The sequence below is a fragment of the Streptococcus sp. 477 genome, from assembly GCF_013277295.1.
Lineage (GTDB): Bacteria > Bacillota > Bacilli > Lactobacillales > Streptococcaceae > Streptococcus > Streptococcus pseudopneumoniae.
Window position 1 is genome coordinate 1 of sequence record NZ_VMMQ01000014.1, and the last position, 13393, is coordinate 13393.

The following is a 13393-nucleotide window of genomic DNA, read 5'->3' on the forward strand; positions in this document are numbered from 1 at the left end:
GCTGCCTCGACATGGCTGTGCCCCCTCTTTGATGTAATCTAATGCTCGCTGTTTAAAATCTGTACTATATGCCATAGCTTTATTATAACATGCTTGTTTGAAACTAAGCAACTATAACATTTTCCAAGGTAAATAATTAGAATGGTGTTCTAATACAGACACGCCTAATTTACCTTTATTATATTTTATAGACCTACTAAGTAAGTTATAAGCCTCCGTAGCACTTTTAGTGAAAAGCACATTGTAGTTACTGGCACTTAGAAAATTTTTAATTTTTTTCTTAACAGCCTCATATTCATTAGAAAAAATTAAATCATTTTTTGAATTATGTCTCTTAATGTTTATTGGAATTCCTGAATAAACTTCTGTTAATTTATTAACAACAGCTTTTGGCTTGGGAACTGTAGCTGCATTATCAAAATAAATAATATCTGATGTTTGAAAAGAAAATAAATTCCTCAACATATTTCACCACTTTGAAAATCTACTACCATTAAAAATTTCTACTTCCTAAGATTTAAAATTCGATTTATGTAATACATTGTATTGGCACATCTTTTTGGGAAATACAACTGAACCATTTAATACTACTACAGAAACTTCATCACTACTATGGCTTCTGCTGACTTCTCATGATTCCTTGTTACTATGCTTTAGGCGCTCATGAAACCTCACGGAATCAGTCCCAGATTTTTCTTCCTTTATAACAGAGGACGTTAAAAGGTTACAGTGAAAATAGGAAATCGGACGCAGAGTCTTTGGACTCTAGGAAGATTTATCTTTTTCACACAAACCTTAGTCCGAATTCAATTACTTTCATGACTTACAGATATAAGTTACGACTACCTATTTAAACTTTAGAGTTCTTGGCTATCTCATCTGCTAGATAGGCTTTCCTAGCACCTCTCTGTTCCTAGAACCAGGATTTCGCTATTCTTTCCTCTAACGTTTTTTACTCTAACGTCAGGGTCTATCTCCAGACCGTCTTCGTCCGCTACCTCACGATAGTCAGGATTGAGGGGCGCTGTTGGGTTCATCGGTAGCTAGTGCCCACAGAGGACTTGTTCCTCAGATGTAGGCCATGACCCGTCGTACCTAAAAAACTATCCGACCTTAACTTAAGACCAGATAGTTCATCATTTTTATTTTTCAGCTGTAAGGGCAGCCATTGTGATGTAGTTGTATGGTTTGTTGAAGTGTGGCAAGAAGAAGAGGTCTGTCAATGCCAATTTATCAATTGTTACATGCTCTTGGATAGCAAGTGAGAACATGTGAATTCCCATGCTGATTGAAATATCGTGTGAAACCATTTGGGCACCAAGAATTTCACGGCTATCTTTGTCAAAGACAATCTTAATCGCTACTTCATGGTTATCGTGTTTCATGAATTCTGGTTTTTGAAGATCGTTAAATCCTGTCTCAGTCGCATTGTAACCTGCAGCTTTTGCTTTTTCAAGAGTCAAACCAGTTGAAACCATGTGAAGACCATAGATTGAGATACCGTTTGAACCTTGAACACCGATTCCTTCCAATTCATGTCCACAAGCATTGTAGGCACCAACGATACCAGTACGAACTGCGTTTGAAGCAAGGGCGATGTAGCTTGTGTCTTTACGAGCATTATCATAGACAGTCGCACAGTCACCAACTGCAAATACACCTGGAATTGAAGTTTCTTGTTTCTTATCTACAAGGAAAGCACCATTTCGGAAGAGTTCAATCTTACCGTCAGCAAGAGCTGTGTTAGGACGGAAACCAACCGCAAGAACAACCATATCCACATCAAAAGTTTCTTTATCGGTAATCAAGCGTTCAACTTTACCGTCACCTTCGATTGCTTTAACAGTTTGACCAAGAGCCAAGCGGATGTTGTGGTCTTCCAAGTTCTTCGCCATCATTTGTGTAAAGTCTTTGTCATAGTAACCGTTCAAGACAGTATCAACGATATCGACAAGGACAACTTCTTTTCCAAGACGCTCAAAGGCTTCAGCAAGTTCAACACCAATGTAACCACCACCAACAACGGCGATACGGTCAAGGTGTTGGCTCTTGTCAGCAAGTTTATTGATCACTTCTTCAGCGTTTTGGTACAATTTCACGAATTGTACGTTTTCAAGAGTTGCTTTAAATTCGCGGTTTCCTTTAAGAATTTCAACACCTTCTATTGGTGGCAAGATTGGTGTAGAACCTGTAGCGAAAATCAATTTCTCGTATGATTCTTTGTGCTCTTTTCCTTCAACTTCGGCTGTGACTACTTTGTTATCATAGTCGATTGAAAGAACAGGTGAGTTCATGTAAACCTTAGCACCTTTAGCTTCCAATTTTTCTTTATCAGAATAGAACAAGCCTTCAGCACCGTCAATTTGATTACCAATCCAAAGAGCCATTCCACATCCTAGGAAAGAGATGCTAGAGTTTTGGTCAAATACAACAATTTCGTTCTCATTTCCAAAATTATCCAACATAGTATTAATACATGCTGTACCAGCATGGTTAGCACCGACTACAACAATTTTACTCATAAAAAATTTCCTACTTTCATTCTAAATTTACCTTACTAGTATACCATTTATTGTCAGCGTTTACCAGAGGTTTGCTATTACTTTATCATTTTTTATCAAAAACAATTCTCCATTTATCCTAATTTCAAGCCTAATGAATTTTTTTAAGCATATTTCTTGACTTTTTCCAAATTTAATTTATGAAAATTCTAGCTTTATGGTATTATAATAACATGAAAATAAAATACAAGGTCTTCCATTTATATAATTATTTGATATTGCAACTTATTTTCTACAAAAGAAAAAAGTTGCTAGCTTGCCTCTTCGTTCACATTCTGAACTCCTAACGGGAACCACTATCACTATTTCATTAGTTAATGAGTGAGCAGATATCTTACTCCAAAAATCCTTTGATTTGCTCAAAAAGCTTGAATACCATTTCAATGCCAATAGTCAAGAATCTGAGTTGATGGAAATCAATTATCAAGCAGGAATAGCCCCCGTCACTGTTCATCCAGACCTGTTTGAACTGATTTCACTTGGTTTAGAGCATAGCCTAGCACTCTATAGCCAGCTCAACATCAGTATTGGTCCCCTAATTCAAACCTGGCGCATTGGTTTTTCAGATGCCAAAGCTGCACAACCTCAAGAAATTGAAGCGGTGCTGTCTCTAATCAATCCTCATGATATCGAGTTAGATTCTTCTACTTCCATTGTATTCTTAAAGCAGAAAGGAATGAAAATCGATTTAGGTTGTTTAGTCAAGGGTTATAGTGCAGATAAAGGGTGCCCAATTTCTTAGAAAAGAGGGTATGACTTCTGCCTTGATCAATCTGGGAGGGAGTATCCTGACCATTGGAAAAAATCAGACAAGAGGGGATAACCCTTGGCAAATCGAGATTCAAGATTCAGCCAATCCGAGGGGAAATCACTTAATGACCATTCCCGTTGTCAATCAATCTGTCGTGACTTCAGGCATTTATGAACGTCACCTGACAGTCGATGGACAAGATTACCATCACATTTTTGACAATAGACTTCCTGCAAAACTAGAATCCTAGTTCATGATTGATAATGCCAGCAATCAAATTCATTCGTAATCCGAAGCGTTTACGATGATTTCGATAGGTTGTTGAAAATATTTTAAACGTTTTCATAGTGAAATGAAATAAGAACAGGACAAATCAATCAAGACAGTCAAATCGATTTCTAACAATGTTTTAGAAGTAGATATGTACTATTCTAGTTTCAATCTACTATACTTTGGCAAAAATATTCTCAACCTTGCTGCTCCCCTTAGATAGCGCATGGTTACAGGCCTTCTCTTCAGCTGTTAGCGGCTTGAGTTTGCTGGATTTACGTGGAGTTTGTGCTTGAGGATATATCTTCATGAGCCTTTGATAAGCACTGTCAGCCAAGATTTTACCAGCTTGTCCGATATTTCTGCGACTCATTTTGAACAACTTCATATCATGACAATAGTTCACAGTGATCTCCAAAGAAACAATTCTCCCTTGACTTGTGACAATCGCTTGAGCCTTCATAGCGTGGCATTTCTTTTTACCAGAATCATTCGCTAATTGTTTTTTTAGGGCGATTGATTTTTACTTCCGTCGCATCAATCATTACCGTGTCTTCAGCACTAAGGTGAGTTCTTGAAATCGTAAAACCACTTTGAACAAGAGTTACTTCAACCCATTGACTCCGATGGGTTAAGTTGCTTTCGTGGATACCAAAATCAGCCGCAATTTGTTCATAAGTTCGATATTCTCGCACATATTGAAGTCGCCATAAGAAGGTATTCTAGGCTTAATTTAGGTTTTTATCCATCTTTTGCGTGTTTAATTTTTAATACAGCTAACATCTCTTCAAAAGTCGTGCGCTGAACACCAACAAGACGATTAAATTGTGCATCAGTTAGTTGTTTACTTGCTTCATAATTCATAGAACTATTATACCATATTTTGTTTCGCAGGAAGTCTAATAATAATATTTATCTTTCCTATCGAACGCTTTCAATCTTCCAACTATTCCAACCTTTAAACCGTATAGCTCCATGCTGGTCAGTTCGGTAAACTTTGCTATTGATACCTTCCAGTCGTGTCAAAGTTTCCTGATGGGGGAGTTTCGTTCGATTGTTCTTTCCAACTGAGATGAGAGTCATCTCTGGTTTGAGCTGTTCTAAAAAGTCTGAACTTAATGATTTTTTAGAGCCATGTTGGCTAGCTTTCAAAACATCCACTTCTAGGTCAGGATAGTGCTTCAGCATGTCCTTCTCTCCTTTCTCCTCCAAATTTCCAGTGAAAAGAAAGTTTTTATCCAAGAGTTTTCCATACAAAACCAGGGTATCTTCATGATCTCCAATTTTCCTTGGAGATAGGACTTCTAACTGACTTCCAAAAATTGGCAAGTTCTCTCCTGCTGTCACACTGCGCACCTTGGTTTGAGTCGCCTGTAGTTCTGCCACAAATTCCTTCTGTTTCAGACTTCCTTTTGATACTAAAATCTCCCCTACATGAAAAGCCTTGGTCACCTCCAACAAATCTCCAACATGTTCCTTGTCCGTATTTGTCAAAATCAGCTGGTCAATCTTGGCTACTCCTCGACTTTTGAGATAGGGAATCAAGGTTCGCTGGGCATTGCTGGTCGTCGCCTTTTCTTGCCATTTTTCAATTTTCTTATCAGATTCTGCCTTGCCACCTACATCTATGAGAATGGTCTTCCCAGTTACATCCCTTAGGAAAATACTTTCTCCTTGCCCCACATCCAGCATGGTAATTTCATTTTCCAGTGGATGCTTGGTCAAGAAAAAGAGACCCACAATAAGTAAGCTGAAGCCAGCTACTCTTTTGATATTTTTCCTCAAATCATAGACCAAAGCCAAGGAAATTAACAATAAAATTAAAAACCATGCATTAGGTTGTCCAAAGACAAACGGCCTACTTGTCATCTGCGAGACCAAGCGAATCATTCCCTCCAACCATTCAAAGATAAAATTCAGTTGAATGACTGGATAGAGAAAGGAAAGGGCAAATAAGATAGACAAGAGCGGTAAGAAGACCAAATCAAATAGAAAGGAAAAGACAAAGGTCAAGAGGATGGACCAAGGTTGAAATTCCGCAAAATAGAAGGATAGAATGGGCAATATGCCCAAGGAGATGACTAGACTTTCACTAGCAACAGCCTTGAGCCCCTCCCCTTCTTTGCTGGTCATGGTCAGGATAAAAGCATAAGCGCAGGACAAGACTCCTCCTGCTGTCAAGAAAAAGTTTGGCATGACAATAAAGAGGAGAAACACTGTCAAGGCAAAATTATCCAAGCCCTTAACCCCATGTTGAGCCAGTAGCTTTTGCAAGAGACTGCGAATAACCGATGCTGAAAATCCAGTTAGTCCCGCATAGATAAGGGAAAAGGGATAAGTCAGCCATTTCAACTTTTCTTGGGTCAAGCCCAATCGCAAGAGAAGTTTCTTAAATCCATTCATGAAAAAACCTACCTGCATGCCAGATAGGGCAAAGAGGTGGATAATTCCTAGACTGGAATAAAGCTCATTCATCTCCTCAAAGTCGGTGTCCAGATGTCCCAGCAAGAGTCCTGTCATGTAATTGCGCATAGGGTCTGGAAAGTGCGTCTTAATCCAAACCACAGCCTTTCGACGTAAACTGGACAAGTTTTCTCCTATATCCCAACTGCCAATCTTTTGAAGTGACTGGATTGTTTTGATATTGAGAGTCTGGTAAATTCCCTGAGTCTTCAGATAGGCTTGGTAATTAAAGCCACCAAAATTTCTCTGCCCTTCTGGCTCCGAAAGCTTCCCTTCTAGTCCTATCTCATGCAGGTCGGTTAAAGCTTGAAAGGCTTCTTTCTCCTCCTCGGACTGGAGTTTATAATAGACTTGAAAAATGCGTCCATCAGCCTTGCCGCGAAAGGACAGACTATCACCATTGACCTTAACAGTGTCAGGCAGAATCCGTACCCTTTCAACAGAATCCGCCAGATTTTGACTCGCTTGGCTCTGTTGCCAATTTTGAAACAGAAACCAGAAGCCAAAGACTCCACAAATCACTAAAACTTTGCCTGTTGATTTCCATGGAAATTGGAAAAAGAGACAGACTAGCAGAAAAACAAAGCCCAACAAAGCAAGATAGGATGCTGAGAAAATAGCGTAATAAAACCAAAGTAACAAAAAACTCAGGTAAATTAGGGGAATGGGGATGTTCTTAATCCACTGTAACATAGTCTTTTAGCTTTTCTATGGTCTTAGCACCAATGCCAGAGACCTTCTTGAGTTCATCAATCGACTTGAATTTCCCATTTGCCTCACGATGGTCTATAATGTCCTGAGCTCGTTTTCCTCCCAGTCCCTTAACCTGTTTAAGCTCTTCCAGACTGGCCTTGTTGAGATTGACCTTCTTTTCCTTGCTTGTTGAAGAAGCTGTCCCCGAACCAGTCTGTTGACTAACTGCTTCTTCTCCCTTAGTAGGAACGTAAACCAGAGCCTCATCACTAACTTTCTGAGCTAGATTGAGCGACTTGCTGTCTGCTTGCTCTGTCAAGCCACCAGCCTTCTGAACAGCATCATTGACTCGACTACCTACAGGCAAGTCATAAATCCCTGGCGATTTGACAGCACCTTTGACATCTACTGTGATTAGATCTTGTTCAAGGGGTTCTTCCTTCTCTTCCTTGTTCACTTCCTTTTCGGATACCAAATCCTTGGAAACAGCTGCAACTTCAGCCTGCAAATTCGTTTCCTTTACAGGTGTTTGTGGAGCTGGCTTTAGCAGGAAAAATCCGCCTACAAGCAAGCCCAGACCAGTACAGATGACGATGATTTTATACTCTTTGATTTTCTCGATAATTGCTTCCATATTTTCTCCTCTCTTAGATTATTCGTAAGAGGAAGAAAAAACAGTCGAAAAATTTCTTTTCAACTGCTTATTTATTTGCAAAATAGTCTTCCTTGGTCAAGACATAATGAACTCTTGTCACGATTCGGCCTTTTTCATGCTGGTCCATACAAGCATAAGCTTCTTCGTGGGAAAAACGCATGCCTGATTTCTCCATGACCTTTCCTGACGCGGGATTAGCCTTATCGTGTAAAGCAACTAACTTATTCATTCCTATCTTCTCAAAAGCTAGCTCAATTACGGCACGATTGGCTTCTGTCGTCAATCCTTGATTCCAATACTTTTTATTGATAATGTAGCCAATAGCTGCCTTCTTAAGAACAGGATCAATCTTGTGCAAGTCAATGGTTCCGATAAACTTGCCGTTATCTTTTAATTCAATCCCCCAGCGTCCCAAGGGATTAGCCAAGTAGAACTGAGCAATATTATTCTTGGTTTCTTCTACATTTTGATTGGTTGAAAAAGTGTAACGTGTATTATCCTTGTCCGAGGCATAGTCAAACATTGCTTCCGCATCATTCAAAGTTACAGGTCTAAGCAACAAACGCTCTGTCTCGACTATGGGATACTGAGCTAGTTTTAAAAAGATTGATTCCATACGTTTCTTCCACTTGAAACCTTTCTAATCTAATATAAGGATATTGAATAAAACATTTAAAAAGCAAACTTATAGTAGATTGAAATAAGATATAAACAAATCAATCAGGAAAGTCAAATTAATTTCTAAAAATGTTTTAGCAGTCACAACGTACTATTCTAGCTTCAATCTACTATAGATTTAGTATTGAGATAACTTTAAGTACAAAAGAACTATCCTTCATATAGAGGTTGAGGATCTAATTCTTCACTCTCTTCTTTTTTAACCGGTTCTGGTTCATAGGCTCGGATAATCTGAGCGACAACTGGGTGGCGAACCACATCCTTGGCTGAAAAATGAACAAAGTCAATCTGGTGAATGTTCTTGAGTTTCTCTTGGGCATCAATCAAACCGGACTTGACATTGCGTGGCAGGTCAATCTGACTGATATCTCCATTGACAATCATCTTAGAATGAAAACCTAAACGAGTCAAAAACATCTTCATCTGCATAATGGTCGTATTTTGCGCCTCATCGAGAATGACAAAGGCATCATCCAAGGTCCGTCCACGCATATAGGCAAGGGGCGCAATCTCAATAATTTCACGCTCCATGAGTCGAGTTGTTTGGTCTTTCCCCAGAATCTGATACAAAGCATCATAAACAGGTCGAAGGTAAGGATCTACCTTCTCCTTAAGATCACCCGGAAGAAAACCTAGACTCTCTCCTGCTTCCACCGCTGGACGTGTCAAGATAATCCTCTTGACTTGCCCACGTTTAAGTGCAGTCACTGCTAAGGTCACTGCAAGAAAGGTCTTCCCTGTCCCTGCTGGCCCAATTCCAAAGGTCACATCATGCTGTTTAACACTGTCCACATAAAGTTTTTGACCCAGTGTTTTGACACGGATAGGCTTCCCTGTATTATCCTTGATAATTTCTTCTTCATAAAGGGCGACAAATTTGTCGATTTCATCGTTTTTGACCATGCTAATCGCAGTCACTACATCTGGTGTGCCGACTGTCATTCCACGATTTACCAAAACCATCAAGGCTTGAATAACTTGTCTAGCTTCCTCACAAGCTGACTCCCCCCCCAAGACTTGTACAATCTCTGTACGAGCATGAATCACCACATCAAGCTCTTCTTCCATCAAACGAAGATGGCGCTCATTGGAACCAAAAAGATGAAACAGGTCATCTGGATGACTCAGTTGAATGTCTATTGAATGTTCCTTCAAATAAAGAACCTCTCTAATCCTTTTATTTCTTTTTATTATAGCAAAGGGATGGAGAAATTACTAGCCCAAACCCAATGAATCATGCTAGTGTTCTAAGTATTCTTGCCAGATAGCGTCAAAGTCTCCTAGGTTAAAAGAGAAACTGGCATGTTCTTCCAAAAAGCGACTCACCTCATCAAAATCATCTGTGTGTTTTGGAAAAGCTGATTCTTCAAAGGCTAGGTCTGCTAGGATAGCTTTGGGACTGTTACTTTTAGGATTGCGCTCGGTCATGAGCCAAGTGTAAAATGATTTTCTCATATGTCACCCTAGATCAATTCTGTCCCAAACTGGTCTTGCTTGATTTTACCAGCCTTCATAAGACCACCTAAAACTTTCTTGAACTGACCTTTAGAAATGCCAAAGGTTGCCTTGATGTCATCTGGAGATGACTTATCATTCAAGGTCATGAAACCGCCATTGCTTTCCAAATAAGTCAAAATCATCTGGGCATCATTTTCCAACATTTCAAATGAACGTGGTTTGAGGGAGAGGTTCAGAGTGCGGTCCACTTCGCGGAAACCAATGACACGCGCATCTAAAACTTGCCCTAAACGTGGCTCTGCATAGCGCTCGCTAGGATGGATAAAACCAAGCATGTTATTTTCTGGCAGGTAAACAAAAGTTCCTGACAGCTTGAGGCGGTATACAATGGCTGGCCAGTTTTGGTTCTGCATGTTGTTGTAGGCAGGTCGAGCCAGACGTTGGAAGTCTTCTTGATAAGCCAAGAGTCCCCAGATACGATCTTTCTTGTCCACTTCAAGACGGATGTAGAGTTGATCACCCTTCTTAGGCCAGAGTTCCTTGAGCTCAGGGAGAATATCGAGTGACACAACGATTTCCTTGTCAGGAAGGCCTGTATCCACAAAGACACCCAAGTCTTTACGAACTTCTGTGACACGTCCCCAACCAAATTGGTCCTGAGTGGCAGTCACTTCTAGAGTTGTCAAGCGGAGTTTTTGCTTCATATCCGTGTAGGCAAAACCTTTAACCGTATCCCCTACTGTATGTTGACCTTCTTCCTTGGTAAGAGCATAGGTCTGGCCATCCTTTTGAACAAAGTAAAAACGGTCGTTTTCATCGATGATCAGTCCAACGATAAAACTTGCAAGATTTGTATTCATATTTCCTTCTTTCGAACAAAACTCAGCCAGCAATGCCAACTGAGTTTTTCTGTTTATTTTTAGACTTCCAAGAGTTCTTTCTCTTTGTTGGCAGTCATGTCGTCGATGTGTTTAACAGCATCATCTGTTACTTTTTGAATGTCTTTTTCAAGAGTCTTCAATTCGTCTTCAGTGATTTCTTTTGCTTTTTCTTGTTTCTTAGCTTCATCCATAGCATCGCGACGGATATTGCGGACAGCCACTTTAGCATTCTCACCGACCTTCTTCACTTCTTTAGCAAGGTCACGACGAGTTTCTTCTGTAAGAGCAGGGATAACCAAACGAATTACAGAACCATCGTTAGCTGGTGTGATACCAAGATCAGAAGCGTTTAAGGCACGTTCGATGTCTTTCAATGAAGACTTGTCAAATGGTGTTACCAACAAAACACGCGCTTCTGGAATGGTAATTGAAGCAATTTGGTTAAGAGGAGTTTCTACTCCATAGTATTCTACATGTACACGGTCGAGTAAACTTGCGTTGGCACGACCAGCACGGATACCACCAAATTCACGAGCAAGTGATTGGTGAGACTGGGTCATTCTCTCTTTAGCTTTTTCAATAATTGCGTTAGCCATAATCTTTCTTATTCCTTTTCTTCGATATTATTTGAAACTGTTGTTCCGATATTTTCACCAAATACGACACGTTTGATGTTGCCTGGTTGGTTCATGTTGAAGACAACCAAGTCAATGTCGTTATCCATTGAGAGGGTTGAAGCAGTTGAGTCCATGATACGAAGACCTTTATTGATAACGTCACGGTGGGTCAATTCTTCAAACTTAACGGCTGTCTTGTCCTTCTTAGGATCGGCATTGTAAACACCATCGACCCCATTTTTAGCCATAAGGATAGCATCCGCTTCGATTTCAGCTGCACGAAGGGCCGCTGTTGTATCTGTTGAGAAGTAAGGTGAACCAATTCCGGCACCAAAGATAACGATACGGCCTTTTTCAAGATGACGAAGGGCACGTCCACGGACATAAGGCTCTGCCACTTGTTGCATTGCAATAGCTGTTTGCACACGCGTATCAACACCAACTTGTTGCAATGAATCGGCCATCACAAGAGCATTCATAACAGTCCCAAGCATTCCTGTGTAATCTGCCTGAACGCGGTCCATACCTGCTTCTGCTGCAGGTTCTCCACGCCAGAGATTTCCTCCACCGATAACAAGGGCAATTTCGATACCTAAGCTATGAACTTCTTGAATCTCTTTTGCGATTGTTTGAACTGTTTGGATATCAATCCCTACGCCACGTTCACCGGCAAGGGCTTCACCTGATAACTTGATTAAAATACGTTTATACTTGGGATTCGCCATTTTCACTCTCCTTCTTTTATCCTACCTATTTTATCACAATTTCTAAGATTTTTATAGTATCATGAGCGATTCTTTCAAAAAAATTAGACAGTCAAAAATTCCTCTAAATCGCTGAGGGCACGCTCTGCAATTTTTTCATAACGAGCCTTCTTATCACGGATACGTTCGCCTTCCAACTCCTTGATAATCCCAAAGTTGACATTCATTGGTTGGAAATGTTTGCTGTCGGCATGGGTGATGTAATGAGCTAGACTTCCAATCGCTGTTGTCTCTGGGAAAATAGCCTCACTTTCACCCTTGAAGAGTCGAGCCGCGTTAATACCTGCAACTAAGCCTGATGCTGCGGACTCTACATAGCCTTCCACACCCGTCATCTGACCAGCAAAGAAGAGATTTGGTTGTTTCTTAGAACGGTAGGTCTGCTCCAGAAGATTTGGTGAATCCATGTAAGAATTGCGGTGCATGACCCCATAACGAACAAACTCCGCATTTTCAAGACCTGGAATCATTTGGAAAACGCGCTTTTGCTCTCCCCATTTAAGGTGGGTTTGGAAACCGACGATATTATAGAGGCTACCAGCAGCATTGTCCTGACGAAGTTGCACAACCGCATAAGGTGTTTTAAATTCTCCATCACGAGGTCCTGTGTAGTCGTCCGGATACTCAAGACCCACTGGTTTCATAGGACCATAAAGCATGGTTTTAATACCTCGTTTGGCCATGACTTCGATAGGCATACAGCCTTCAAAATACTTTTCTTTTTCAAAGGAATTAAGCGGAGCTTCTTCCGCATTGACCAAGGCTTCATGGAAATCCATAAATTCTTGCTTGGTCATGGGAGCGTTGAGATAAGCCGCTTCTCCCTTATCATAACGAGACTTGAGATAGACCTTGCTCATATCGATGGTATTGACGTCGATAATAGGCGCTGCCGCATCGTAGAAATAGAAGCCATCGCCATCATTAAGGGCATGAATCTTTTCAACCAGGGCATCGCTAGTCAAGGGACCAGTCGCCACAACTGTAATAACATCTGTCGGCAACTCTGTAATTTCATCACGCACCACTTCAATCAAGGGGTGGTTGGCAACTTTTTCAGTCACCATCTGTGAGAAACCATCTCGGTCCACCGCAAGGGCTCCTCCTGCAGGAACACGTGTATCCTCAGCAGATTCCAAGATAACAGAACCCAAGCGACGCATTTCTTCCTTGAGAAGACCAACTGCATTTGTCAAAGCATCCCCACGCAAAGAATTGGAACAAACCAACTCAGCAAAATTGTCTGTTTTATGCTGGGGTGTAGACTTGACACCACGCATTTCATATAGTTTAACTGGAATACCACGCTCTGCGATTTGGTAAGCTGCTTCAGAACCTGCCAAACCAGCACCGATAACATTGATATAAGATTGAGACACGACACTAATACCTCTTTGGGAGTGTGAAGACAAGGTTCACATTGAAAAAGCCAATCAAACTTAAGAGCTTTCGAATTTCTTGGTTCAGGCTGAAAAAGTCTACAGGACTTACTTCGCTCTCGAGTTTCTTGGCTCAGGCTGAAAAAGTCCACTGGACTTACTTCGCTTTCGAATTTCTTGGCTCAGGCTGAAAAAGTCCACAGGACTTACTTCGCTTTCGAAT

Annotated in this window: 11 protein-coding genes and 3 pseudogenes; 1 reads left to right on the top strand and 13 read right to left on the bottom strand. The window is 40.7% G+C overall.

Features of this window, described 5'->3' with window-relative positions; all coding sequences use genetic code 11:
• Nucleotides 1-111: 111 nt before the first annotated feature.
• Nucleotides 112-465 carry an aminotransferase class V-fold PLP-dependent enzyme gene (locus HT691_RS02355; protein ID WP_000945719.1) on the bottom strand — a complete coding sequence of 118 codons (354 nt, stop codon included), beginning with the start codon at nucleotides 463-465 and terminating at the stop codon, nucleotides 112-114.
• 677 nt (nucleotides 466-1142) lie between these two features.
• On the bottom strand, nucleotides 1143-2522 hold the full coding sequence (locus tag HT691_RS02360; protein WP_000036801.1) for an FAD-dependent oxidoreductase: 1380 nt from the start codon (nucleotides 2520-2522) through the stop codon (nucleotides 1143-1145).
• A 295-nt stretch (nucleotides 2523-2817) separates the two neighbouring features.
• Between HT691_RS02360 and HT691_RS02365 the strand changes: the two are divergent.
• Nucleotides 2818-3538, top strand: a pseudogene (locus HT691_RS02365) (FAD:protein FMN transferase); the annotation flags it as partial.
• 12 nt (nucleotides 3539-3550) lie between these two features.
• Here HT691_RS02365 and HT691_RS02370 read toward each other — a convergent pair.
• The 11 genes and pseudogenes from HT691_RS02370 to trmFO all read right to left on the bottom strand — a co-directional run.
• Nucleotides 3551-3658 (bottom strand): annotated as a pseudogene (locus HT691_RS02370) (IS5/IS1182 family transposase); the annotation flags it as partial.
• Between the two features lie 102 nt (nucleotides 3659-3760).
• A pseudogene (locus HT691_RS02375) lies at nucleotides 3761-4446 on the bottom strand (transposase family protein); the annotation flags it as partial.
• Nucleotides 4447-4503: 57 nt separating this feature from the next.
• Nucleotides 4504-6738, bottom strand: a complete 2235-nt coding sequence (locus HT691_RS02380) for a DNA internalization-related competence protein ComEC/Rec2 (RefSeq protein ID WP_000942432.1) — start codon at nucleotides 6736-6738, stop codon at nucleotides 4504-4506.
• Nucleotides 6722-7372, bottom strand: a complete 651-nt coding sequence (locus HT691_RS02385) for a helix-hairpin-helix domain-containing protein (RefSeq protein WP_000387332.1) — start codon at nucleotides 7370-7372, stop codon at nucleotides 6722-6724. Before HT691_RS02385 ends, HT691_RS02380 begins: the two co-directional genes overlap by 17 nt.
• 67 nt (nucleotides 7373-7439) lie before the next feature.
• Nucleotides 7440-8009, bottom strand: a complete 570-nt coding sequence (locus HT691_RS02390) for a GNAT family N-acetyltransferase (protein WP_000443735.1) — start codon at nucleotides 8007-8009, stop codon at nucleotides 7440-7442.
• A 212-nt stretch (nucleotides 8010-8221) separates the two neighbouring features.
• Nucleotides 8222-9226, bottom strand: a complete 1005-nt coding sequence (locus HT691_RS02395) for a PhoH family protein (protein ID WP_023936948.1) — start codon at nucleotides 9224-9226, stop codon at nucleotides 8222-8224.
• A gap of 84 nt (nucleotides 9227-9310) precedes the next feature.
• Nucleotides 9311-9526 (bottom strand): YozE family protein, encoded by a 216-nt coding sequence (locus HT691_RS02400; RefSeq protein WP_001232084.1) that lies wholly within the window; start codon nucleotides 9524-9526, stop codon nucleotides 9311-9313.
• Between the two features lie 8 nt (nucleotides 9527-9534).
• Nucleotides 9535-10389, bottom strand: coding sequence for an RNA-binding virulence regulatory protein CvfB (cvfB, locus tag HT691_RS02405; protein ID WP_001095471.1), 855 nt, complete (start codon nucleotides 10387-10389; stop codon nucleotides 9535-9537).
• Nucleotides 10390-10448: 59 nt separating this feature from the next.
• Nucleotides 10449-11006, bottom strand: a complete 558-nt coding sequence (gene frr, locus HT691_RS02410) for a ribosome recycling factor (RefSeq protein WP_001262225.1) — start codon at nucleotides 11004-11006, stop codon at nucleotides 10449-10451.
• An 8-nt stretch (nucleotides 11007-11014) separates the two neighbouring features.
• The gene (gene pyrH / locus HT691_RS02415) at nucleotides 11015-11752 is read right to left on the bottom strand and encodes a UMP kinase (protein ID WP_000002996.1); all 738 of its coding nucleotides are present in this window, start codon (nucleotides 11750-11752) and stop codon (nucleotides 11015-11017) included.
• An 83-nt stretch (nucleotides 11753-11835) separates the two neighbouring features.
• A complete protein-coding gene (gene trmFO / locus HT691_RS02420) occupies nucleotides 11836-13170 on the bottom strand; it encodes a methylenetetrahydrofolate--tRNA-(uracil(54)-C(5))-methyltransferase (FADH(2)-oxidizing) TrmFO (RefSeq protein WP_172923244.1) in 1335 nt (444 codons plus the stop codon).
• Between the last annotated feature and the right edge of the window lie 223 nt (nucleotides 13171-13393).

Bases quoted from the DNA above. Each gene is read 5' to 3' on its own strand.
- HT691_RS02355 (WP_000945719.1), bottom strand. From the start codon at position 465: ATGTTGAGGAATTTATTTTCTTTTCAAACATCAGATATTATTTATTTT.
- HT691_RS02360 (WP_000036801.1), bottom strand. From the start codon at position 2,522: ATGAGTAAAATTGTTGTAGTCGGTGCTAACCATGCTGGTACAGCATGT.
- HT691_RS02380 (WP_000942432.1), bottom strand. From the start codon at position 6,738: ATGTTACAGTGGATTAAGAACATCCCCATTCCCCTAATTTACCTGAGT.
- HT691_RS02385 (WP_000387332.1), bottom strand. From the start codon at position 7,372: ATGGAAGCAATTATCGAGAAAATCAAAGAGTATAAAATCATCGTCATC.
- HT691_RS02390 (WP_000443735.1), bottom strand. From the start codon at position 8,009: ATGGAATCAATCTTTTTAAAACTAGCTCAGTATCCCATAGTCGAGACA.
- HT691_RS02400 (WP_001232084.1), bottom strand. From the start codon at position 9,526: ATGAGAAAATCATTTTACACTTGGCTCATGACCGAGCGCAATCCTAAA.
- cvfB (WP_001095471.1), bottom strand. From the start codon at position 10,389: ATGAATACAAATCTTGCAAGTTTTATCGTTGGACTGATCATCGATGAA.
- frr (WP_001262225.1), bottom strand. From the start codon at position 11,006: ATGGCTAACGCAATTATTGAAAAAGCTAAAGAGAGAATGACCCAGTCT.
- pyrH (WP_000002996.1), bottom strand. From the start codon at position 11,752: ATGGCGAATCCCAAGTATAAACGTATTTTAATCAAGTTATCAGGTGAA.